The 22,636-nt window shown below is 58.2% G+C and carries 16 protein-coding genes and 1 CRISPR repeat array; of the genes, 4 read left to right on the top strand and 12 right to left on the bottom strand.

The window, feature by feature from the left end:
• Window position 1: 1 nt before the first annotated feature.
• The 9 genes from QNJ86_RS08130 to cas9 all read right to left on the bottom strand — a co-directional run bounded on the left by QNJ86_RS08130 (window position 2) and on the right by cas9 (window position 14,846).
• Window positions 2–991, bottom strand: a complete 990-nt coding sequence (locus tag QNJ86_RS08130) for an XdhC family protein (RefSeq protein WP_283832109.1) — start codon at window positions 989–991, stop codon at window positions 2–4.
• Between the two features lie 30 nt (window positions 992–1,021).
• Entirely contained in the window at window positions 1,022–1,636 is a 615-nt protein-coding gene (gene purN / locus QNJ86_RS08135) for a phosphoribosylglycinamide formyltransferase (RefSeq protein WP_283832110.1), read from the bottom strand.
• Window positions 1,637–1,684: 48 nt separating this feature from the next.
• Window positions 1,685–2,830 carry a phosphoribosylformylglycinamidine cyclo-ligase gene (gene purM / locus QNJ86_RS08140; RefSeq protein ID WP_283832111.1) on the bottom strand — a complete coding sequence of 382 codons (1,146 nt, stop codon included), beginning with the start codon at window positions 2,828–2,830 and terminating at the stop codon, window positions 1,685–1,687.
• A 106-nt stretch (window positions 2,831–2,936) separates the two neighbouring features.
• A complete protein-coding gene (locus QNJ86_RS08145) occupies window positions 2,937–4,049 on the bottom strand; it encodes a class B sortase (protein WP_283832112.1) in 1,113 nt (370 codons plus the stop codon).
• Window positions 4,050–4,392: 343 nt separating this feature from the next.
• Window positions 4,393–6,165 (bottom strand): polyphosphate--AMP phosphotransferase, encoded by a 1,773-nt coding sequence (locus QNJ86_RS08150; RefSeq protein ID WP_283832113.1) that lies wholly within the window; start codon window positions 6,163–6,165, stop codon window positions 4,393–4,395.
• A 181-nt stretch (window positions 6,166–6,346) separates the two neighbouring features.
• A CRISPR array of direct repeats spans window positions 6,347–8,798; the repeat unit is 36 nt; unit sequence GTTTGACTACCAGTCAGTTTGTCACTGCTCCAAAAC.
• 55 nt (window positions 8,799–8,853) lie between these two features.
• Entirely contained in the window at window positions 8,854–9,534 is a 681-nt protein-coding gene (gene csn2 / locus QNJ86_RS08155) for a type II-A CRISPR-associated protein Csn2 (protein ID WP_283832114.1), read from the bottom strand.
• Window positions 9,531–9,839 carry a CRISPR-associated endonuclease Cas2 gene (gene cas2 / locus QNJ86_RS08160; RefSeq protein WP_283832115.1) on the bottom strand — a complete coding sequence of 103 codons (309 nt, stop codon included), beginning with the start codon at window positions 9,837–9,839 and terminating at the stop codon, window positions 9,531–9,533. Before cas2 ends, csn2 begins: the two co-directional genes overlap by 4 nt.
• 23 nt (window positions 9,840–9,862) lie before the next feature.
• Window positions 9,863–10,747 (bottom strand): type II CRISPR-associated endonuclease Cas1, encoded by an 885-nt coding sequence (gene cas1 / locus QNJ86_RS08165; protein ID WP_283832116.1) that lies wholly within the window; start codon window positions 10,745–10,747, stop codon window positions 9,863–9,865.
• The gene (gene cas9 / locus QNJ86_RS08170) at window positions 10,731–14,846 is read right to left on the bottom strand and encodes a type II CRISPR RNA-guided endonuclease Cas9 (protein WP_283832117.1); all 4,116 of its coding nucleotides are present in this window, start codon (window positions 14,844–14,846) and stop codon (window positions 10,731–10,733) included. Before cas9 ends, cas1 begins: the two co-directional genes overlap by 17 nt.
• 255 nt (window positions 14,847–15,101) lie before the next feature.
• Between cas9 and QNJ86_RS08175 the strand changes: the two genes are divergently transcribed.
• Complete coding sequence (locus QNJ86_RS08175) at window positions 15,102–16,055, top strand: L-lactate dehydrogenase (RefSeq protein WP_283832118.1); 954 nt, start codon at window positions 15,102–15,104, stop codon at window positions 16,053–16,055.
• A gap of 59 nt (window positions 16,056–16,114) precedes the next feature.
• On the opposite strand, the gene QNJ86_RS08180 is transcribed toward QNJ86_RS08175, so the two are convergent.
• Window positions 16,115–16,951 carry a TrmH family RNA methyltransferase gene (locus QNJ86_RS08180; RefSeq protein ID WP_283832119.1) on the bottom strand — a complete coding sequence of 279 codons (837 nt, stop codon included), beginning with the start codon at window positions 16,949–16,951 and terminating at the stop codon, window positions 16,115–16,117.
• Between the two features lie 206 nt (window positions 16,952–17,157).
• Here QNJ86_RS08180 and cydD point away from each other — a divergent pair, with 206 nt between their 5' ends.
• From cydD to QNJ86_RS08195, 3 genes are read left to right on the top strand one after another with little or no spacing between them, the layout of a single operon-like run.
• Entirely contained in the window at window positions 17,158–18,876 is a 1,719-nt protein-coding gene (gene cydD, locus QNJ86_RS08185) for a thiol reductant ABC exporter subunit CydD (protein WP_283832120.1), read from the top strand.
• A complete protein-coding gene (cydC, locus tag QNJ86_RS08190; RefSeq protein WP_283832121.1) occupies window positions 18,873–20,651 on the top strand; it encodes a thiol reductant ABC exporter subunit CydC in 1,779 nt (592 codons plus the stop codon). Before cydD ends, cydC begins: the two co-directional genes overlap by 4 nt.
• A 59-nt stretch (window positions 20,652–20,710) precedes the next feature.
• Window positions 20,711–21,292, top strand: a complete 582-nt coding sequence (locus tag QNJ86_RS08195; protein WP_283832122.1) for a hypothetical protein — start codon at window positions 20,711–20,713, stop codon at window positions 21,290–21,292.
• Here the strand turns inward: QNJ86_RS08195 and QNJ86_RS08200 are convergent.
• Together QNJ86_RS08200 and QNJ86_RS08205 are read right to left on the bottom strand one after the other, a co-directional pair.
• A complete protein-coding gene (locus QNJ86_RS08200; protein WP_283832123.1) occupies window positions 21,289–22,170 on the bottom strand; it encodes a patatin-like phospholipase family protein in 882 nt (293 codons plus the stop codon). The genes QNJ86_RS08195 and QNJ86_RS08200 overlap by 4 nt on opposite strands.
• Window positions 22,170–22,595 carry a transcriptional regulator gene (locus QNJ86_RS08205; RefSeq protein WP_283832124.1) on the bottom strand — a complete coding sequence of 142 codons (426 nt, stop codon included), beginning with the start codon at window positions 22,593–22,595 and terminating at the stop codon, window positions 22,170–22,172. Before QNJ86_RS08205 ends, QNJ86_RS08200 begins: the two co-directional genes overlap by 1 nt.
• Window positions 22,596–22,636 lie beyond the last annotated feature (41 nt).

The following is a 22,636-nucleotide window of genomic DNA, read 5'->3' on the forward strand; positions in this document are numbered from 1 at the left end:
TTTAGCGGCCCAGGCTTTGTTCGTGCTTCGCGCGGGCGGATTCGCTGTAGCGCTGGCGGTAGCGGACGTCTACCAGTTCGGCGACGATGGCTATGGCCAGTTCGGCGGGGGTTTTTGCGCCGAACTTGAGGCCGATGGGGCGCTTCACGCGTTCCCAGTCTTCCTCGGTGGCACCACTTGCCAACACGAGTTCGCGCACACGGTCGTTCTTGCCCTTGCAGCCCATGAGGCCCACGTAGTGCGCGTGGTGGCGCGTGGCCCACACGCAGCCTTCAGGGTCGAACATGTGGCCGCGCGTCAGCACGCACACGTAGTCTTCCGGCTTGCATTCCAGCTGGTCAAGGGCGTCGAAGTTGCCGCCCGGCAGCACGATGCGCTCGGCGTTCGGGAAGCGCGCTTCGCTCACGTAAGCGGTATCGTAGTCCACCACGGTCACGGCGAAGCCCACGTGGTGCGCGAGCGCCGCCACCTCGCTGGCCGCATCGGACGCGCCGAGCAGCCACACGTGTACCTGGTCGAACAGCGGCACGGAGAGCCAGGTGAGGCCCTCGAACTGCTCGTTGTGCATCGAAGGGCCGCGCGTAATGTCCTTCATCTGGAACGTGTCGCGCGGGCTCGGCTCCCGCGAGGACACGATCTCCTTGGTGTCGTTGCAGAAGAACACGAGCGGTTGCCCGTCGGCCGAACCGGTGTCGCCGTACTTCTTCGTCACCTCGTTATCGGTGTTGCGGATGGCCTCGGCGGGGTCGTAGACGATTTTGAAGCCGAGCCACGCGAGGTCGCCCTCGGCCAGCGCGCGCAGGGCCCGCTCAAACGTGGGGACATCGGCCACGGAAAGGCTGGCAGCAATAACCTCCAGATACGCAGGCGACACGTGCTCATTACCCTCAAGCGCCTCAGCCGAGAAGCAGGAGAAATCATCAGGCGAAAGAGTTGGCGTGCGGCCCGCCTTAAGGTCGGCAACAATCTCTTCGAGCGTTTCCTTAACCATATACGTCAGCTCCTTCGCTGTTGTTGTGCTTTACGCGACATGCACCTTGCGGTCGTCGCCTACTGTTACGCGACCTTCGGCAACCAGGCGGAGGACCTGGGGATACAGCGCGTGTTCTACCTCGTGAATGGCGGCTTCCAGCTCTTCGAGCGTCCAGCCCTCTTGCACCTCAACGGCGCGCTGCGCCACGATGGGGCCCTTGTCGTAGTCTTCGTTCGCGAAATGCACGGTCACGCCCGTCACTTTCACGCCCGCTTCGTACGCCTCGGCGATAGCATGCGCGCCCTTGAACGACGGCAGCAGTGCCGGATGCAGGTTGAGCACGCGATCAGGGAATGCGTTCAGCATGACCGGCGTCACCTTGCGCATGTAGCCCGCCATAACCACGTATATCGCGCCCGCAGCCCGCAGCGCCTCCACGATGCGCGCGTCGGCGGCCTCTGGATCGGCGTATACCTCGCGGTTGAGCACGGTGGTGGGGATGCCTGCCGCTTTCGCCCGCTCGATGCCGTACGCATCCGGGCGCGACGACACTACGTGCACGATATCCACCGGCAAGCCGTCATCGCGTACCGCATCGATAATGGCTTGCAAGTTCGTCCCACTACCCGAGAGCAGTACACCAATCTTGAGCGGTTCAGTCATACTAATCCTTTCGGCTCCCTCACGCGCCATCCGCGCAGCTTCGTGCGTCTACCCCTCAAACCCGTACAAATTACCTTCGTTGGTGTAGCTCACTGCGCCCGTACCCTTGGTGATGCGACCTACGCGGTAGGTGGTTTCACCGGCTTCGGCGAGCGCGGCTTCTACGGCTTCCACCTGGGCGGGATCCACAATGAGCACCATGCCCAAGCCCATGTTAAACGTCTTGAGCGCCTCCGTCTCATCCAGATGCGCGGCATTGCACACGAACGTGGCGATGGCAGGCACGGGCCAGGTGCCCAGGTCAACCTGGGCGTCGCAGGTTTTCGGCAGGGCGCGGTCGAGGTTCTCAGAGATGCCACCGCCCGTGATATGCGCGAGCGCGCGCACGGCCCCGGGACATGCGTCCAGCACGGCGCGCACGGGCTTCACATAGATGCGCGTGGGCGCAAGGAGCGCCTCCTGCAAGCTTGCGCCACCCAGCTCCTCGCGCTCGAGGCGCAACTCGTAATGAGTTTTTCCTTCCACGCACACCTTGCGGGCCAGCGAGTAGCCGTTGGAATGGAGGCCGCTTGAAGCCAGGCCCACCAGCACGTCGCCTTCGCGCACGCTTTCCGGATCGAGCATGCGCGGCCGATCGACCAGGCCCACGCAGAACCCGGATAGGTCGTAGTCATCCGGGTCCATGACGCCGGGATGTTCTGCCATCTCGCCGCCGATAAGCGCGCATCCCGCCTGCTTGCAACCTTCGCCAATGCCGGCGACAATTTCGGCCACAGCCTCGGCTTTCAGCTTGCCCACAGCCACGTAATCCAGGAAGAACAGCGGCTCGGCGCCGGTGGCCAGAATGTCGTTTGCGCACATGGCCACCAGGTCGATGCCCACCGTGTCGTGCTTGCCGGCCAGCTGCGCCACCTTGAGCTTCGTACCCACGCCGTCCGTGCCAGAAACCAGCAGCGGATCGGCCATGTCCTTGGCCGCCGCCACGGAGAACAGGCCGCCGAAACCGCCAATGTCCCCCACCACCTCGGGGCGATACGTATCATGCACGACACCCTTGATGGCATCGACCGCGCGCGCTCCCTCGGCCGTGTCGACGCCCGCCTGGGCATACGTAAGCGCGTCCTCATCCATCCAGCTGGGCATATGAGGGCCGTCTTCGGTCTGCGCGGCGTTAACGGTAATTCTTTCAGTCATCTTCTACTCCTTGCGCCCTGAAAAGCTATCGAAGCCGGGCTGTCGTCCAACACGCTCGCCTGAGCGTCTGTTCCTGTCGTTGCGAAGTGCACCTGGGCGAACTTCCTTAGGCAGCCTCCTTGGCTGCAGCGTCAATGGCGTCGGCATCGAGCGGGTTCACCGTGGTACCGGAGGCATCGCCCGACGACTCTTCGATGGAGGCGTACAGCACGTAGCGTCCGTCCGAGGGAAGGTTATCGCAGGTAGCGAGCGCGAACGTGCGGGTAAGTTCGGAAGCAGCCGGCACGTCTGAGACCTGCACCACCGAACGGTCTATCTTGTCCTGCACGTAGGCCGTCTGCTCCGCCGCGTCAGCGAAGGATGTTTGCGCGAGCGGGTCATTTGCTGCCACGTGCACGAGCGCGAACGTGCGCAAGCGGTAAGTGGCTTTGGGCGTGAGCAGGTACACCGTGCGATGGGCATCGAACTGCACCTGATCGTCGAAGCCCGCGATGGCGGCGAACATAGAACCATCATTTAGGTGGTGGCCATACATAATGTTGTTCGCGTCCGTGAAGTCAGGTGCGTTCGCTGCAGCGAGGAAGATGGCGCCAAACGTGGCAATCCACCCCTCCGAGCCCTGGAAGTCATGCGTGAGGTACTTCTCGTCGTCCGTGGTGTGCACGATGGGATAATTAATAGGGGTGCCGGGCACGTAAATCCACCCCACCGTGTCGGGGTTGATGGCCGTGAGCGCATCCCAGTCGACCGTGAGCTCAGACAGCGGCGCGGCGGCAATGTCGTCTGGCGCCCCGAAGGCCTGATCGGCCACCTGGTTGTAGGAGTTTTGGCCCTGCCAATAGCTGAACGCGATAACGCCCAGCGCCACGAGCGACGCAACCAACACCGCCAGAGCCACCCAAAACACCACGCGCCAGGGGCCGCCCTTCTTGGGAGCGCGCTGCGAACGTGCTGCCCCTTGCGTTGCCCGTGAGCGAACCGATTGACCAGCAGCATTCCCCACCACCTGCGAACCGCCCTGTTCCGCCGCGGACGCAACCCGCTGCACTGGCTGTGCGGCAGCACGACCAGCGTGTTCAGCGCGACCAGCACGCACACTGCGAGCAGCCGGCAGCCGTTGTGCGCTCACGCGCCGCTGGTCCTGAGCGGCTGGCGAGGGCTGCGCGGCGTGACGCCCACGCGGCGTTTGTCCGTCGGAGTATGGTCGTTGCTCGGGCATTGCTCCCTTTCAAGTGGGCGAATCGGCAACCCGCGCGCGGGCGCGACATCCGCCGTTTTCAGACCGTTACCATAATAAGCAAACGCCCCCGAAATGGGGGCGCGATGCCGTGAAAACGCTCATATTTCACGCAGCAGTACGAGCAGCGCTACTTCTTCTTCATCTCGTCAATAAAGCCTTTCGCAATGAACACCACAATGATCAGGACAATGATAGCAATAATGACCCACACAGCCCACATAGGTACAACGCCGAATAATGAATCCATGTTCGGTACCCCTTTTTTCAAGCACGCCGAAGCATGCGGTTTCGCTTCCAATTATCTTGACATGGTAACGCTTACTCACTTTTCGCGCAAGCGCGCTTCAAGGGCCTCGTTGATAATTTTGAGGGCTTTGACCCGGGCAAAACGCTTGTCGTCGCTCTCCAGAATAATCCAGGGAGCGAACGGGGTGGACGTCAGGCGGAACATGTCTTCAATGGCAGATTTGTACTGGGGATACTTGTCCCGATTGCGCCAATCTTCGTCCGTGATTTTCCACTGCTTGGCCGGGTCTTGCTCGCGGTCGTGAAAGCGACGCAGCTGCTCTTCGGGGCTCACGTCCACCCAGAATTTCAGCAGAATGGCGCCCCAACGCACCAGTTCACGCTCAAACTCGTTGATTTCGTCGTAGGCGCGGCCCCACTCGGCCGGCGTGGCGAAACCTTCCACACGCTCAACGAGCACCCGCCCGTACCAACTGCGGTCGTAAATGCCCACGTGACCCGCCTTCGGCAGACGCGTCCAGTAGCGCCACAGGTGCGGGTGCAGAAGTTCCGGCTTGGTGGGTGCCGGCGAGGGAAACACCGTGTAGGCGCGCGCGTCGAGGGCCTGAGCCACGCGCTTGATGTTGCCGCCTTTGCCGGCGGCGTCCCAGCCTTCGTACATGATCATGAGCGGAATGCGCTTCTGATACATTTCCATTTCCAGCTTGTTGAGACGCGCCTGCTCGGCTTTGAGCTGGGATTTGTACGTTTCGGGGTCGAGCGCAAGGGTGTGATCCACCTCGTCGAGCACCGGGCGTTCGGCCTGCACGACGAAGCGAGAAGCACGGGGGGCGTGCGCGTGCGCCTCGGCGGCCTCGCGTTCGGCGGCGGCGTGGATTGCGGCTTCTTGTTCGGGCGTGCGCTCGGCGGCGGGGGTGTCAACCAGAAGTCCGGCCGAGTTTGCCTGCGCCTTTGCCGCCGCGGCAGCAGCGTCCGGGTCGGGCTGGGCGGAGAGCGCGCCTTTGATGGCCTCGACCAGCGTCTCGGCAATAGCCAGGTTCGCCGCGCGCTTGTCCTCGCCGTTGATCAGGCGCCAGGGAGCATAGGAGAAGTTACTGCCTTCCAGAAGGTGGTCATACAGGCGATAGGCCTGGGTATAGTTGTTGACGCTGGCCAGCTTTTCCTTGCTCACGCGCCAGCGCGTGGCCGGGTCGTTGTGCAGGCGCTCAAGGCGCTTCTTCTGCGCCTCCTGCCCCACGTGGACGAAGAATTTCACCACCACGTAGCCGTCGTCGACCAGTTGCTGCTCGAAGTCGGCCGCCGAGGTGAGGTAGCGGTGCAGTACGTCGATATGTCGCTCGTCGCGCGCCTGTTCAACGGCGGCGACGGCGGTTTTGTGGTGCGCCTTGTTCTTCCCCGTGCCGCTGGCTCCGTCTTCCGCGTTGCGCACTCCCGCCAGCGAAAGGTCGCCGAACTCGCTGTAGAGCATGTGCTGGGTGGCGGCCGTGTACCAGCCGCGGTCGTAGAACGTGATGGCGCCGCGCGGGCCAAGCGCGCGCCAAAACTCCTGCATGACCGGGTAGAATCCCGTGACGTCGTGCGCCGCACCCGCGAAGGACCGAGCCGCTTCCACATCGAGGTCCTCAGTGACGTAAACGCTGGTGGCACGCGCGTCCAGGTTGTACATGAGGTCGGAAATGCGGCTTCCCTTGCCCGCACCGTTCCACCCTTCAAACAGCACAACAAGGCCGACGCCCTGCTTCACCGCCTCTTGCTGCAACACCACCAGCTGCTCCATGAGCGCATCTCGACGACGCTTATACTCATTCTTCTGCAAAGGCTCCCGCGTAAAGTCAACGGCCTCCAACATAAGCGCGTCCTTCCCCCCGACATCGTGCCGCCATCATAGCACAGGGCGGAAACGACGTTCGAAGGCAGTACCTACTCGTTTGTTGTTAATTTAAAAACAAGCGTTAGACAAATGAAAAGTATGCTCAGAAAATGAGAAAAGACTGCAAGGTACGAAACCCTACAGCCTTTTCAGCTCACTCTCTTAATTACCAGTCAGTTTGTCATTGCTTCAAAACTTATAATCATAAGAGTGAAAAATTAAAGCAAGCAATTAGTTTCACTGCTTAAATGATATCAGAATTATACACAACTCCTAACTCACAAGACCAGTCAGTTTGTCACTGCTCCAAAACCGAAAAACCTCCCACTCGTTTGCACTCATCGTTTGACTACCAGTCAGTTTGTCACTGCTCCAAAACTACGTGCCGTCCGTGCATCGCACGACCCTCGTTTGACTACCAGTCAGTTTGTCACTGCTCCAAAACTCGAAACCGTTAATGCAGAGGTTGCCTACTGTTTGACTACCAGTCAGTTTGTCACTGCTCCAAAACGACGTCCTCTTTGACGCTTAAAATCTGCTGTTTGACTACCAGTCAGTTTGTCACTGCTCCAAAACTTCAAACGCGACCGTGGGGCGAACATTAGGTTTGACTACCAGTCAGTTTGTCACTGCTCCAAAACTGGTGCGAAGGGTGACCCCATGAGTGAACGGTTTGACTACCAGTCAGTTTGTCACTGCTCCAAAACCCAAGAGCAATGTCAGCAGCCCTTCTACGAGTTTGACTACCAGTCAGTTTGTCACTGCTCCAAAACGCGCTCGAAACACCGCTACGACGTGGTCAAGTTTGACTACCAGTCAGTTTGTCACTGCTCCAAAACAATTCGTACCCCGGGAACTCGCGGTGTTCGGTTTGACTACCAGTCAGTTTGTCACTGCTCCAAAACTACAGATGTTGCGGTGTGGTTTCAGAACATGTTTGACTACCAGTCAGTTTGTCACTGCTCCAAAACTGTCAGGGTTGGACGTTTGGCGTCTGGCTCGTTTGACTACCAGTCAGTTTGTCACTGCTCCAAAACGTGGTGTTTGTTGTTGTGAATAGTATAGCAGTTTGACTACCAGTCAGTTTGTCACTGCTCCAAAACATCTTCCAAGCGGATTGCGAACTTCCACGAGTTTGACTACCAGTCAGTTTGTCACTGCTCCAAAACATTGTGTTTGTGTATGTGAATAGTATAGCGTTTGACTACCAGTCAGTTTGTCACTGCTCCAAAACACCTAGAGGCAATCGTCCACGACGCGCAGGGTTTGACTACCAGTCAGTTTGTCACTGCTCCAAAACAGCCTGCTGCTGGTCGTACTCGTCGCTGTCGTTTGACTACCAGTCAGTTTGTCACTGCTCCAAAACCGCAAGAGATTTTTTCACCTGCGTGAGGTTGTTTGACTACCAGTCAGTTTGTCACTGCTCCAAAACCCTACTGGAAAATGGCCGAAACGTATCTCAGTTTGACTACCAGTCAGTTTGTCACTGCTCCAAAACGTGGCGTGTGTTTACCTCCCCACTGGGGGAGTTTGACTACCAGTCAGTTTGTCACTGCTCCAAAACCACGGCGATCAAGAAATGTCTGTGAAGTGGGTTTGACTACCAGTCAGTTTGTCACTGCTCCAAAACGATACGCTCGTGGGCCAGTTTCGCTACACGTTTGACTACCAGTCAGTTTGTCACTGCTCCAAAACCCTTATTTCTTTCGTACATTGACTCCAGCTGTTTGACTACCAGTCAGTTTGTCACTGCTCCAAAACAGCACGGCACGGGAACTTCCGGCAACTGTGTTTGACTACCAGTCAGTTTGTCACTGCTCCAAAACCGCCGTGCGCGGGGTAAGCTGCTGATAGTCGTTTGACTACCAGTCAGTTTGTCACTGCTCCAAAACATAGCGTTGCGCATACGGGATGCAGAATAAGTTTGACTACCAGTCAGTTTGTCACTGCTCCAAAACTAGAAGTCCTGATCGAGCAGCATGCACTGGTTTGACTACCAGTCAGTTTGTCACTGCTCCAAAACCTGCCACAAGCGCTCGCCGCGCATACAGGCGTTTGACTACCAGTCAGTTTGTCACTGCTCCAAAACGGATTCAGTCGGCCAGCTGATCGGGGTAAGTTTGACTACCAGTCAGTTTGTCACTGCTCCAAAACGCTGGTCGTGGCCTCGAAGTCTGCGGCCCGTTTGACTACCAGTCAGTTTGTCACTGCTCCAAAACTACCACCGCTCGCCGCGCATACAGGCTATGTTTGACTACCAGTCAGTTTGTCACTGCTCCAAAACCTATTAACGTAGTAAATACCCTCGCGTATAGTTTGACTACCAGTCAGTTTGTCACTGCTCCAAAACCATCGCGGATGCCAACGATGCAGTTACGGGTTTGACTACCAGTCAGTTTGTCACTGCTCCAAAACTGCACTGAATCAGCCGCGGCCCAGACCTTCGTTTGACTACCAGTCAGTTTGTCACTGCTCCAAAACGCAATTTCTTGCAGCGTAAGCATGCTTTCTGTTTGACTACCAGTCAGTTTGTCACTGCTCCAAAACGAAATTGAGCGTTGACAGCGCATAGACGTGTTTGACTACCAGTCAGTTTGTCACTGCTCCAAAACCGTTGGGGCAAAATTCTTTCTGCGGAAGAACAGACAACGGACTGGCTGGCTCTCTTCATGATTGAAGAAAGTCCTTGTCAATACACATTTTTCTTTCATACTCATAGCTTGTATCATCAGGAACATTCTCCAGCAACAGCACCTTCAATTCAGAAAAAACTGCTTGCCGATAAAACTCTTGCAGCTCGTTTTCCTCTAAAAATTGCTTCAGATTCACGAAAACGAGTTGCTTGGCGAATGCTGCATCAGACGCAAACTTCAAAAACTTTATCAGGTTGTCAAGGAGCGAGTCGGAAGGATCAATATCAACGCCAAAATCGAACGCCTTCAGATACTTCCGCATATCCCATTGTACTTCAAAAGCATAATCTGATTTAAGGCGCAAACCCAATGATGCAACCCGATCTGATAAAGCTCGCCCCATGGTCTCGATTTCCTGGCGCTCTTTATCCTCAGACAGAAACATGTTCTCAACCCGTTCGAGAACCTCGCCAAATAATGCTCGCTCCGTCCATGGAAGTTCAAACGGATTGAAAACAAAAAGGAAGTAATTCCTCGAACTACGGCGTTCCTCTCCTTCCCACAGTGCGTACGGCTCCACCGCCGCTTCATCAAGCTCAGAAAAGAAAGACTGGCACACGCGAGCAAACAGCGTGCGATTGTGAATCTCCACTACCGAAACCGCATCGCGCTCCAGTGCAAGCGATTCAGAAAAACCCGACAATGACAAGTTCATAGCACCACGAACCCCTCTAGGGTATCCACCTCGGCATACGATTCCCGCTCGCCCGTTATGAACTCCATGGCCGCAAATTGCTTCTCGGTTACTTTGAGCACTTGCACCAATCCGTATGGTGGGCGATGCTGGCGCAGGCGGCTAATACTCGCGCCAGCTTGCGCATCGTTCACCACTAATTTGGCGTAGACTGATTCCTGTAGCATAAGGAATCCCTCTTTGATGAGGTGCTTGCGGAATAAGCGGTATTCTTTTCGCTGCACCGCCGTATCAACTGGCAAGTCGAAAAACACGAACACCCTCATGAACCGCACCCTCTCTTGAACGCTCATAACTGCTCGAAGCCCTCAATCTCGGCCACTACCATAGTTTTATTAAGGGCCGCAAGACAGTCTTGCACATACAACGACACCACCGAATGCAAGCGATACGAACCTCCTTTGTACGCCACGACACGGTTCCCCAAATCGCCCAACAAGCGCCGTACTTCCTTGTCGAACACCTCCTGAGCATATTTGTACACGAGCCCATCAACCACAGGACGAAAGGGCTCCATCAAGTCGCACGAGAAGTTGAACTGGTTATATTCGCTCCGATGGCATATACCGCACTGCGTCAAATAGCCTCGGGAAACTATTTCCCGGTTCACCATAGAAAGCAGAACGGCATAGCCGTAATTCAGGGCGGCATTTGTAGGAACATTGTCATCACGAGTAAAGTCATGACCGAAAAGCGCAGCAAAATACTGTCGCGCGGCATGCGCCTCCCGGTTTGTCGTGTCCCCCGACTTCACCTCATCCCTACATACATACAAAGCCTTTGCCGCATCCGCCTGATCATTCTCCTCAAGCACGCGTGCCTGTTGGCGTATCTTCTCTTTCACAACGTGCTGCCATACCCGCTTTTTGATAGGCTCACCCCACGACAGCTGCTCCTGTACGCGTTTGCTTGCATTGTGTGCACCATAGAGCGGAAGATACTGCCCAATAGGGTTGCACTTTTCGTCAGCCACCACGAGCGATATCTTGCATTTTGCCAGCTCAGAAAGCAGATAGGCACTGAGATACACCTGTGTATTTTGCAGAATGATGGAAGATATTTCGGACAAATGAATCTTCGCAGTGTCATCTGTTTTGCGCACCACCAAGTAACCGCCTTGATAGCTGCAGCGGCATTGACTCTCGATGAACACCGTCCTAAAGGCCAATCTCATACCGCCTTTCCAGCATTCCCGTGACCGACGAGTCCACGAAGTATATCGAGCCTGAAGAAAGTTCCTTCGAGAAAGTGACGTTCATACACCCTGCGTATTTGGAACCACCAACCGCCGACAGATCAATCATATTCACGTGTGCACCAGCAATGGACACAAGCGAAAGCAATACACGACGCCGATCAGCCTCGCTCGCCTTCCGGAAAGGCTCTTCCAGGTTCATCACTTGCATTTGCTGCAACAAGCGAGGCGCATAATGCGCATACTTCCCCTGAATTGACCTGAATAAGTCAAGCAGCTCATCCTCCGAACAAGCAGCACCAGCTTCAATGCGACAAATCAACTCGGTTTCCTCCTGAGAGAAAGCCAGCTGCTGGGCATTGCGCACTTCCTTTTTCCCCGTGATATAGAGCCGAGAGTCGCCAAGGATAATCTGCTGATACTTGTACACCTTACGCCGACGAATGCGCTGAAACACAAGGCCGCTCTCTTCCGCCAACTCGCGCGCATACGTCTCCAACGCCTGAGGATCGCTTGCAAGCGCAGACGCAACCCGCACGGGAACCGGCGCAAATTCAAGCACACGCTGATTCTTCTTCGGCTTCAAAGCTTCATAGACGAAGAAGTAGGCGAATTGCTCACGTGAGTAACTTCCATATTTCTGCGGGTCAAGACCTTTCTTCAAGGGGAGGTTCAACGTTTTGCCTGCCGCTTTTGGCGAGTATATGGTCTCATCCCAAAAAGCCCCGTGCGTTTCCTCAGGCATATGCGAAATGAAGCAGTCTTTGTAGTCGAAACAGCGCCTGATACGGTCAACCTCAGCACCAGCATCCCATGCATCGCGGAATATCTCACCCGTTTCCACGTCGAACCCTGGAGTAAGGAAACTCGACACAATAAATCCTGCCGATCCGGGCAATTCGCGCGTCTTGCGGAATACTTCGGCTTGCCGCTTAATGAAGCGCTTCACCACCGCCGCCATCTTCACTGGCTCTGCGTACACATCGCCATGGCGATACCGAATGAATCGCCCTATCTGACTAGCCAAATAGGCATCATGTGCATGGTGGAAATCATTGATCGTACGACTCTTTGCTAACCCACATTCCTCTCGCAATTGGTGAGACATGCCTGCCTTGACCGGCAGTACCTCGGCGTCAGGATAGCGAACCTGCAAAAGCTGCTGCACCTGCTTGACAACCTGCCCCGTCTCGACAAGTTGGCGATTGATAAACTTTTTCAAAAGCTCGTCGCTCACCGTTGTGCGCGTCAGATTGTTGAACTTCTTCTCGCCGATAAGCCCTGCGTCGCGCAACGTACGCCAGAAACCGCGCATGCGACTGATAAGGTGCTGATCAAGCAAAAGCGTATCGAGCTTGCGTTGGTTTTCTTCCGCATACACCAGCACCTTATTTTCAAAACTGTCGTCCTTGATATAAGACTGCGGCAAAATATGATCCACCTGATACAAGTGCAAGCTATTGATGTCCAGTGGTTTTCCCGAGTACATGCATTTGCCGCACTGCATGAAGTAGAGGGTCAATCGCTCATTATTGAGGTCGCGCGGATCCCGGTCTTTCAGTTCAGTGTACACATCGGCGTACTGACTCTTTAAGCTGGAAAGCGCCGCCCCCAAGGCCTTATATCGACTTGTGGTTCGCCGACCCTTGTTGCGCGCGCTTTCGTCGCGGGTCACCTCAAGGAAGATGCATGCGGGTTCTTTTCCAGCAAGGTGCACAATCTCGTCCACAATTCGAAGAGCCTGATTGATACCGCGACGCAATGCCGGAGACCCCGTCACCTCATCAAGCGACCCACTGCTCGCGTCAAGCGCGCGGGCAAGATTGCGCTCGTCGATTTTCGACTTAAACGCCAACACGTCGTCGCTCAGTATTTCCATGAGGTTCATGGCCGCCCCCATGCGCCTGGCATGGTTCGGGTCGCCTTCCAGCAAAATATCCATAATGGTTTTAGGACCATTGTCGGTATCACTTCTCAATCCACACAAAAGCGCATTCGAAAGCCGCCCCCACCCGGTATAACGCTTCTGGCACAGCTTGCGAATCTGCGCATCACTCAGGCGCTCCCCATACACACGTTTAATTTTGCGCTTCAAAATAGAACGATCTTCAAAGACCGTATTCCAAAGAATAATGTCTTCCGCCATAGCGCTATCAGCGTCTGACAGTTCATCGACCTCAAGAATCTTACAAAAATCAAAGTGAGAAGAAAGTTGCGACTCAAACGCATCCTCTCCCTGACCCCCTGAAACGTGGTAAGCTCCCCCAGCCGACTTGCCACCTTCTGGTCCATGCTTTTGCGCCAGCCACTTCTCCACCATCTCATAGGTAACACGCTTTCGCCTCATGAACAAGTCTTCCAAAATGCCCAGTCGATCCGCCGCATCGAAGCGGTAGCTCTTGTCTCCATCCTGAGTATAACGCGCCCCATTCAGCTCATTGAGAACGCAAAACAACTCATACGTCAGCGAGCGACGAGCTAGCACCGGCTCGCCCTTCAAATAGGTGCATGTCCCGGTCATACGACGGATGAAGTCCTCAGCGCTTTGGTCCTTATCGATGACCTCTTCCCAGTTCCAGGGGTAGATGCGCTCATTCTCCTTACCAGGCAATCGGGACGACCATGCAAAGCGTGTAGCATCCTGTGCATCCCGCGCAGCATTTTTCAACGTAAGGGGTCCCACATAATATGGAATGCGAAAGGTCACCAAGGAATTAAGTTTATCCTTCTCCTGTGCAAGGAAAGAATAATACGCTGCCTGCCGCTCGATGATGGCATTCATCTCTTCCAGATGAAGCTGATAGGGAATGGTTCCGTTGTCACTCGTCTTGAGACGGCGAAGGAATGTACCCGCGTCAATCGCACGCTGAACAGCCGCATAACGCTCGTCCGCTTGGGCACCGATGCGCTCAAGCAGCTTTCGCACTTCCTTGAGGAAATCTTCGTGGGAGAGTTTACTGGTGCCCAGGTTGTACTTGGTGTAACCCTGGGCTTTGCTCGCGTCATAGTCATGGGTTCCTTCATAGAAAGGCCCGCGGAAGAATTCGTCATAGCATTCGGGTCCATAGGTACGCACGAGGTCTTTGAGCGTTTTAAGATCGCTGTGATAGCGTTCGTACTCCTTCACCTTGCAAAACGACAGCATCTCTCCTTGCGCTTCACTGAGAATACCCATGAGCACGTAGGAGGAATATACCGCGCGCAACGCTTCAAAGAGGTCACGCCCCTCATCAGGGCAGGCGTAGCCTTCAACCTTCTCGTCGTTTGAAAGCGCAAACTTGCTGGCCTCCGATTCAGCGAACATGATATGCGCGAAGTCAACCGTGTATCCAACCACTGCGCCCGAAACCGCTTTCGCCAGTTTCTTGTACTCCTTTTCGACACCCAGCGCGGCTTCCGCCTGATCGCGCTTCTCGGCTGGACGCAAGGATGCATCGCCCAGCGCCTTTGCAAGCGCTTCTGCATTGCAGGCACACTGGATGTCGTTGTTTTCACACCAGTCCTCTAGTGCCTGGCAGAGTTTTTCGGCTGCATCTTTCATGTTGGCATTCGTTGCGCTCAGCTTTGGGTTGTCCTGATACAGGAAATTACCGCGATGCTTCACGATGTTATGAAGCGCTAGATACACGAGCCGAATGTCGGCTTTTTCGTCCGACTCGATCAGCTTCTTGCGCAGATGATAGATCGTGGGGAACTTCCGATAATAATCTGCTTCGGCAAAATCACTGTCGTTAAAGAGAGGGTGATGATAGTTGGAATGGTTGGGGTCGCGATCTTCCGGCAAGAGACGCGCTTGGTTCAAGCGGATAAAAAACTCCGGGTCCACATTCGCCATTTCCTCTGCGAAGAATCCTTGCAACAAGTCGAGTCGTTGGCGACGCCGATCATAACGACGCCGCTGACCGCGATGCACGCGCGTTTCGGCGGCGGGGCTCGCCTCGGTAAACACCCGACTTCCCCAGGTAGGTTTACCTTTGAAGCGACAGATATCTCCCTGGTCATCGATTGCTGCCCACCCCACCGATGCGGTTCCAATATCCAGACCAATGTAATACGACCCAACGTTGCGCAGATTCATATATTCCCCTTTCTCAACGTTCCTGTTAGAATGGAGTACATCTTGATACCAGTCAAGATGTCACTGCGAGTCAAAATAAAGGCTCAGCCTTATCTGCCCTCTTCGGAGGGCGCCGCGGAGGCGGCACCTTTGACTCAAAACGAAAGGCCCTTCGGGGCCTTTCGTTGTTTGTGCGGGTAACGCTTGCATCGCTTGACGGGCTCCTCGGGTTGGGGTAGGTTCGACCTCTACTACTTGGGTGGAGAGGGGTTTTCTATGAGCTTATCAGTTAATGAGAGAAAAGTTGCTATTGTTGGATGTGGGTTTGTGGGATCGGCTACGGCGTTTGCGCTGATGCAGAGTGGGTTGTTCACTGAGATGGTGCTGGTGGATGTTGACCGCGACCGCGCTGAGGGCGAAGCGCTTGATATCGCTCATGGCATGCCGTTTGCCAGTCCCATGAACATCTACGCAGGTAGCTACGACGACGCGGCGGATGCGGTCCTCATCATTGTGACGGCGGGCGCAAACCAGCAGCCGGGCGAAACGCGGCTTGACCTCGTGCACAAAAACGTACGCATCTTCAAGTCCATCATTCCCGAAATAGCACAGCGCGACTTCGGCGGCATCCTGCTGGTGGTGTCGAACCCGGTGGACATCCTCACCTACGTGGCACTGAAACTCTCAGACCTGCCGGAGAACCGCGTCATCGGCTCGGGCACGGTGCTCGACTCCGCGCGCTTCAAGTACATCCTTGGCGAGCACCTCGGCGTGGATCCGCGCAACGTACATGCGCGCATCATCGGCGAGCACGGCGACAGCGAAATTGCGGTTTGGAGCACGGCAAACGTCTCCGGCATCCCCGTGAACGACTTCTGCGAACTGCGCGGCCACTTCGAGCACGAGGAATCCATGCAGCGCATCGCTGAGGACGTAAAAAACAGCGCCTACGAAATCATCGCGAAAAAGAAGGCCACCTACTTCGGCATTGCCATGGCCGTGAAGCGCATCTGCGAAGCCATCGTGCGCGACGAGAAGCCCATCCTGCCCGTGTCGAACTACCAGCACGGCATCCACGGCCTGCACGATGTGGTACTTTCCATGCCCGCCGTCGTGGGCAAGGATGGCATCGAATACCAGGTACCCGCCCCGCTCTCGGACGACGAACTCGCGCGCCTGCACGCCAGCGCCGACACGCTGAAGGCCATCATCGCAGAGCTGGATTTGTAAGGGATGCCGAGGTGTCGGGGCGGCATGCCACGCCGCGCCATGCCGCACTGCGCGACCCGCTAGCGCCACTTCGTGCGCAGCTCCCAGAAGGCAACGGCGCTCGCAGCGGCTACGTTTAAGGAATCGACGTCGTGGTCCATGGGGATACGCACGACGTAGTCGCAGGCAGCAACCGTGGAAGCAGCAAGGCCGTCACCTTCGGTGCCCAGCACCAGCGCAAGCTTCTCACAGGCACGCAGCCGCGGGTCGTGGAGGGGCAGCGCATCATCGGCCAGTGCAAGCGCGGCGGTGGCGAACCCGAGCGAACGCAATAGCGGCACACCCTCGCGCGCCCAATCGCGCTCGTAGCCGATGCGCGTCCACGGCACCTGGAACACCGTACCCATGGACACGCGCGCCGCGCGGCGATAGAGCGGGTCGTGACACGAGGGCGTGACCAGCACCGCATCAATCCCCAGTGCCGCGGCCGAACGAAACGCCGCGCCTATGTTGGTATAGTTCGTAATATCCTCAAGCACGGCTACGCGGCGCGCGCCCACCAACAGGTCAGCCACGCTTGGTAGCGGCGGCCGTTCAAGGGCTGCCAGCGCGCCGCGCGTCACCTCGTAGCCCGTCACGGCGTGGAACTGCTCACGCGTGGCCACCAGCACGGGAATCTCCGGGTCATCCGCCAGCAAGCCCTCGATAAGCGGACCCGTCTGCGCAAGCCACTTCTCTTCCAAAAACAGCGACACCGGGCGCACGCCCGCGGCCAGTGCGCGGTCAATCACCTTGGCTGACTCGCCTATGAACAGGCCATTCGCGTACTCGGGACTCTCGCGCAGCTGCGCGTCGGTCACTCCCGAGTACACCGCAAGATGCGGGTGGTCTGTCCCCTCCAAATGCACAAGCGGCATCGCGCCCTCCTTTCAGTCGGCGACCATGGTAGCACGTCACGCGCCATCCCTTCCCCATCTTCCCCACCCGTCTCTTTTATGCTACTATGCAAGTAACATTTACCGGAGCGCAACCACGGCACACCGCACGGACTGGGCTATACTAGCTGCCACGAAACCACTCACCCGCGCGCCGCGCCCGCGCTTCACATGGCAAGGGGAAGCAGATGATCGACAAGTCCATCTTCGCGCTTCCGGGGATCAAAGGCATCCTCGGGCTGCTCGCGGTTCTCGCGGCGCTGCAAGCGTGCGCGGTGCTCGGGCAATCATGGGCGCTCGCCTCCGCCCTCACCGACCTCTGGCTGGGAGGGCAGGTTGTGGCCCAACTCCCCCTCGTCGCCATCTTCTTCGTGTGCTTCGTTGGACGCCAAGGTGTGCTCACGGCACAGTCGGCCCTGCTCGACCGCTATGCCGCCGCGCAAGCAGACACCCTGCGCCAGGAGCTGCTCCGCAAAATTTTCGCCACGAACGCCGGGCTCGTGCGCACGCATGGCACCGGCAGTGTGACCGCCGCCGTACTGGAGGGCGTCGACCAGGTGGAAACCTACTTCAAGCTCATCCTGCCAAAAATCATCGGCATCGGCGTAATCCCCCTCATTCTGCTGGTGGCCGCGGTGGCGCTTGACTGGGTGTCGGGCCTCATTATGTTTGTGGCCTTCCCGTTCATCATCTTATATATGATCATCATGGGCCACACGGCGAAGGAAAAGGCGTCGCGGCAGCACCGCACGTTCCAAATTATGTCGAACCACTTCATCGACACGCTACGCGGCATCGACACGCTGAAACTGTTCGGCATCAGCAAGCGCTACGGCACCAGCATTTTCGAGGTGAGCGAGCGCTTCCGCGAGGCCACCATGAAAACGCTTAAGGTGGCGAACCTCTCCAGCCTCGTGCTTGACCTGTTCGCCACGCTCTCGGTGGCGGCGGTGGCGTTTATGCTGGGAATGCGCCTGATAGATGGCTCGGTGGTGCTGTTTCCCGCACTGGCACTGCTCGTGATTGCGCCCGAATACTTCCGCCCCATCCGCGAATTCGCAGCCGACTACCACGCCTCGCTCGACGGCAAAAACGCGCTCATCTCGCTGCAAGCCCTCATCGCCACGGCCGACAATGCGCCTGATGAGCGCCCCGTTCGCCCCTGGAGCGAAGACGCCAGCCTGGCGCTTGACAGCGTCACCTTCTCCTACCCGGACTTCACGGCACTCGACGGCATCACGCTGGAAGCGCACGGCTTTCAGAAGGTGGGCATCATCGGTGCCAGCGGTTCGGGGAAGAGCACGCTCGTGAACCTGCTCGGCGGGTTTTGCGCGCCTGATGAGGGGCGCGTGCTCATCAACGGCGAGGACGTGGGCAGCCTGCGTCTGACCGCATGGCAGCGCCAGGTGGTCTACATCCCGCAGGACCCCTACCTCTTCCACGCCAGCCTGCGCGATAACCTGGCCTTTTACACGCCCGACGCCTCCGACGAAGACATCGCGCACGCCGTGGAAACGGTAGGCCTGCAAGCGCTGGTTGATGAGTTGCCCGAAGGCCTTAACACGCGCATTGGCGAAGGGGCGCGGCCGCTCTCAGGCGGCCAGGCGCAACGCATCGCACTCGCCCGCGCGCTACTCGACCGCTCGCGGCGCGTGCTGCTGTTCGACGAACCCACCGCTCACCTGGACATAGAGACTGAACAAGAACTCAAGGAGCGCATGTTGCCCCTGATGGAAGGCCGACTCGTGTTCTTCGCCACGCACCGCCTACACTGGATTGACAACATGGATCTGGTGGTGGTCATGGAGAACGGGCGCGTGGCTGAATGCGGAACGCCGGAAGAACTGCGCGCGTCGCAGGGAGCCTTCGCGCGCCTTGCCGCGCGGTTGGAAGGAGGCGCGGCATGAGCCAGAACAAGCGCGAAACCGACCGCTGGGTCAGGCCGTTTTTCAAGCGCTACCGCAAGGCGCTCGCATTGGCGCTGGTGCTGGGTGTAGCCACGTTCGCGTTCGCGAGCGGCCTCATGGTAACCTCGGGCTACCTTATTAGTGCGGCGGCTGCCCTGCCGGCAAGCATTCTCATGATTCACGCGCCCACCATTTTCGTGCGCATCTTCGGCATTGGCAAGCCCATCCTGCAGTACCTTGAGCGCCTGACCAGCCACGACTGGGTGCTCCGCATGACCTCAAGCCTGCGGCTGAAGCTGTATGCCACGCTGGAGCGCGACGCTGTATTCTTCCGTCGCAGCCACCGCACGGGCGACATCCTGGGACTTCTGGCCGAGGACATCGGGCATTTGCAGAACCTGTATTTGCGCACGGTGTTCCCCGTGGCGGTGGCGCTTCTGGTCTATGCGCTGGGTATTGTGGTGTTGGGCCTGTTCTCGCCCTGGTTCGCACTCGTTTTGGCGCTAGTGCTGGGCGTGGAGGTGTTCTTGGTGCCGCTAGTGTCGGTGCTGGCGAACCGCGCGCGCATCGAGCGGCGCAAGGCGCTGAAGAACAATTTGTACGGCGAGCTGACCGACAACGTACTGGGTGCTTCGGACTGGATTTTCGCTGGTCGCGGGCAGGATTACCTCGACCGCTACCGCGCTTCGCAGGACGCCCTGCGCGCCCTCGACCGCTCGCTCAACCGCTTCGCGCGCTGGCGCGATGTGGCATCCACGGCCGTGTTTGGCGCGGCGGCGGTGTTGCTGCTTGCGTGGGCCGGCGGCTACTTCGGCGGCGCGCCCGGCGAGTCCGCGAACTGGATTGCGGCCTTTGTGCTGGGCTTTTTCCCGCTCATCGACGCTTTCGCGCCCCTGCCAGCGGCGGCCACGGAAACGAACGTTTACCGCGACTCGATTCGCCGACTGAATGAATTGCCGGAAGAAGAGAGCGAAGGGGAAGGCGCGATGGCGGCGCCTGGTAGCCCCACTTCCCCCGCCCCCACCTCCCCCGCAGGCCCCGTCGACCTGCGCATCGACAACGTGACCTTTTGCTACCCCGGCACCACCCGCGACGTACTGCGTGGCGTGAGTCTGCACATTCCCGCAGGTCAAAAGCTTGCCGTGCTCGGATGCAGTGGGTCGGGCAAGAGCACGCTCGCCTCGCTTATCCGCGGCGACCTCGCGCCCACCTCCGGGCGCGTCACCTTGAACGGCACGGACGCCAGCAGCTTCGGCGACGCCATGGCCGCACACATTGGCGTCATCCAGCAGCAAACCTACCTCTTCAACATGACCCTGCGCGAGAACCTGCGCGTGGGCAATCCCGGCGCCACCGACGAACACATCCGCACTGTACTTGACCAGGTGGGGCTAAAACCCCTGGTTGATCGCTTGCCTGACGAGCTTGACACCCTCGTAGACGAAGCGGGCCTGCGCTTCTCCGGCGGCGAGCGTCACCGCATCGCACTCGCGCGCGTACTGCTGCAAGACACGCCCGTCATCCTGCTTGACGAGCCCACGGTGGGCCTCGACCCCGCCACCGAACGTGCCCTTTTGGACACCATCTTCCGCAACGCCGCAGGTAAAACGCTCATCATGATCACACACCACCTGCAAGGCGTGGCGAACATGGACCAGGTGGTCTTCGTGGAAGACGGCCTGCTGGAACTGTCCGGCGCGCCCGCCGAGCTGGAGCGCACAAGCGAGCGCTACCGCCGCCTCCTCGCCTTCGACCGCGGCAGCGCCATGGCCTAACGCCACACAACAAGCCACTTTGCTTTATACTCTTTTCTACCGAATGAAAAGGAGACCCCATGGCTGCAACCGTCAAAACGCTTCTCGAGCATCACGGTGAACTGTACTGGGGCACGCGCATGGCGAACCCGGGCTACCAGTACGGCCTGTCGCTCGACGTCACGCCGCAGGGCCTTGCCGCGCAGGTGGTGTACGTGCTGAGCGACGTGGATGACGAAGATGAGGAACTGGTCACCCCTGACACGCTGCTCGACTGCTACACCCTATCTGACCTGGAGCGCAACGGTATTGTGCTGAGCGACCTCATGGAAGAGGACCTGCCCGAGCCGGTGCTTGGCTGGTACTGCGCCGAGCAGTCGTTCTTCAGTCACGAGCAGCTGGCCGAACTGCAAGCCAGCAGCGAGCGTTTGGGCGACTATCTGGACATCGTGCTACACATTCTCACCATCGACCCTGAGGAAGTGGCCACCGGCATGCCCTCGCTCGATGAGCTCTCGTTTTTCGACCTGCTTGATGAGTTGGAAGGCATCTCTGAAAAGATCGACGCGGGCGAACTGAAGCAGCCCCTCCCCTTCTCGTTCAAGCTGGTAGGCGACGCGCTGCTCGGCTGGGAATTCGCCGACGAAGCCGACTATCGCTAGCCCTCGTGTCCGAGGAATCGTTCCCATGCGGGAAGTTCCTTGAGCGCTTGGGCGCGCCCGCGTTGGAAGTTCGCGACCAGCTTCGCCTCGTCGCGTTCGGTGTTGCGTACGCCCTGGTCGGTGGCGTAGAACACGTAAGCAGCACCCGCGGCCTCCAGCTGCGCGAGGACGTCAAGTTCGTCGTTGTAGCGCTGCGCCCACGAATCCAGCAGCGCCCACATGCACGGACGGCGCCAGAAGAACACGTCGTAGGCGCGGTTCGGCTTGAGCGAACGGCGGTAGTCGCGCGGGCGCGTACAGACCACGAAAAACCGCGTGTAGTCATCGCGCGCGGCACGCGGCAGCATGATACCGCCGCCTTCGCCGATGCCACCGTCGTAGAGCGCCTGACCGTTTATCCAGGTGGGGGGCATGATAACGGGATAGCTCGACGAGGCGCGCACGCAGGTCATAAGGCTCTGCTCCGTGGAGAAGGCGGTGCGCGTGAAGTACACCGTTTCGCCCGTGTCGCGCGCAACGGCCTGGAGCGTAAGCTGAGCCGGGTTTGCCTGAAACGCCGCGAAGTTGAAGGGAAGCGCACAGCCGGGACGGGCAAGCGTGTCACCGTGCAGCGTGGCTCCGATGCCATCCGCGCCCACTGCCGGCAGCAGCCAGGGGCGAAACGCCAGGTTGTCAAGGCAGGTGGTGAACGACGCTTCGGCGCGGTGCGCGTCATGGGACAGGTAATCAATGGCGTTGGTAGCTCCCGCCGAAAGCCCATACACAGCGTCGAACGAAAGACCCGCCTCAAGCAGCACCGACACCGCACCCGCCGAGTACGAGTTGCGCATGCCGCCGCCTTCAAAGATGAGCGCCACGTGATGCGCCGCGCCGCTCATCAGGGTAGACCCTCACCGCTCCGGACACGGGAAGAGGCGCGTCCGGATTGCCGCAGCGTTGCTATATCGCGGCGGATGGCGGCGATGTCGGCGTTGGGGTCAAGAAGGCGACGATAGAGACTCGCCACCTCATCGCGCAGGTTTATTTCGCTCGGGGCACTGAGGGCGAAGAACGCCACGCGCAGGTAGAGCTTCAAATCCTCGGCACTTTGAAGGTTCTGGAGTTTTGCGGGATCGCACTGCGCGCCGCAGCGTTCGCGATCGTCGGCAAGTGCGTCCAACATGCCCGTTGTCACGCGGCGCATGCGCGCGAGGCTTTCTTGACGCTCGCGACGGGCCTGGTAGCGCGGGAGAAAGAGCGCGGTGCACACGGCGAGTACCTCGGCACACGCCGTGAACCACTCGGGTAGCGATCCCCAGTCCATCGCGCGTCTCCTTTCCGCATCGCACTACAATACGTCAATGG

Origin of the sequence: Gordonibacter faecis (assembly GCF_030077735.1) — a bacterium.
GTDB classification, from domain to species: domain Bacteria; phylum Actinomycetota; class Coriobacteriia; order Coriobacteriales; family Eggerthellaceae; genus Gordonibacter; species Gordonibacter faecis.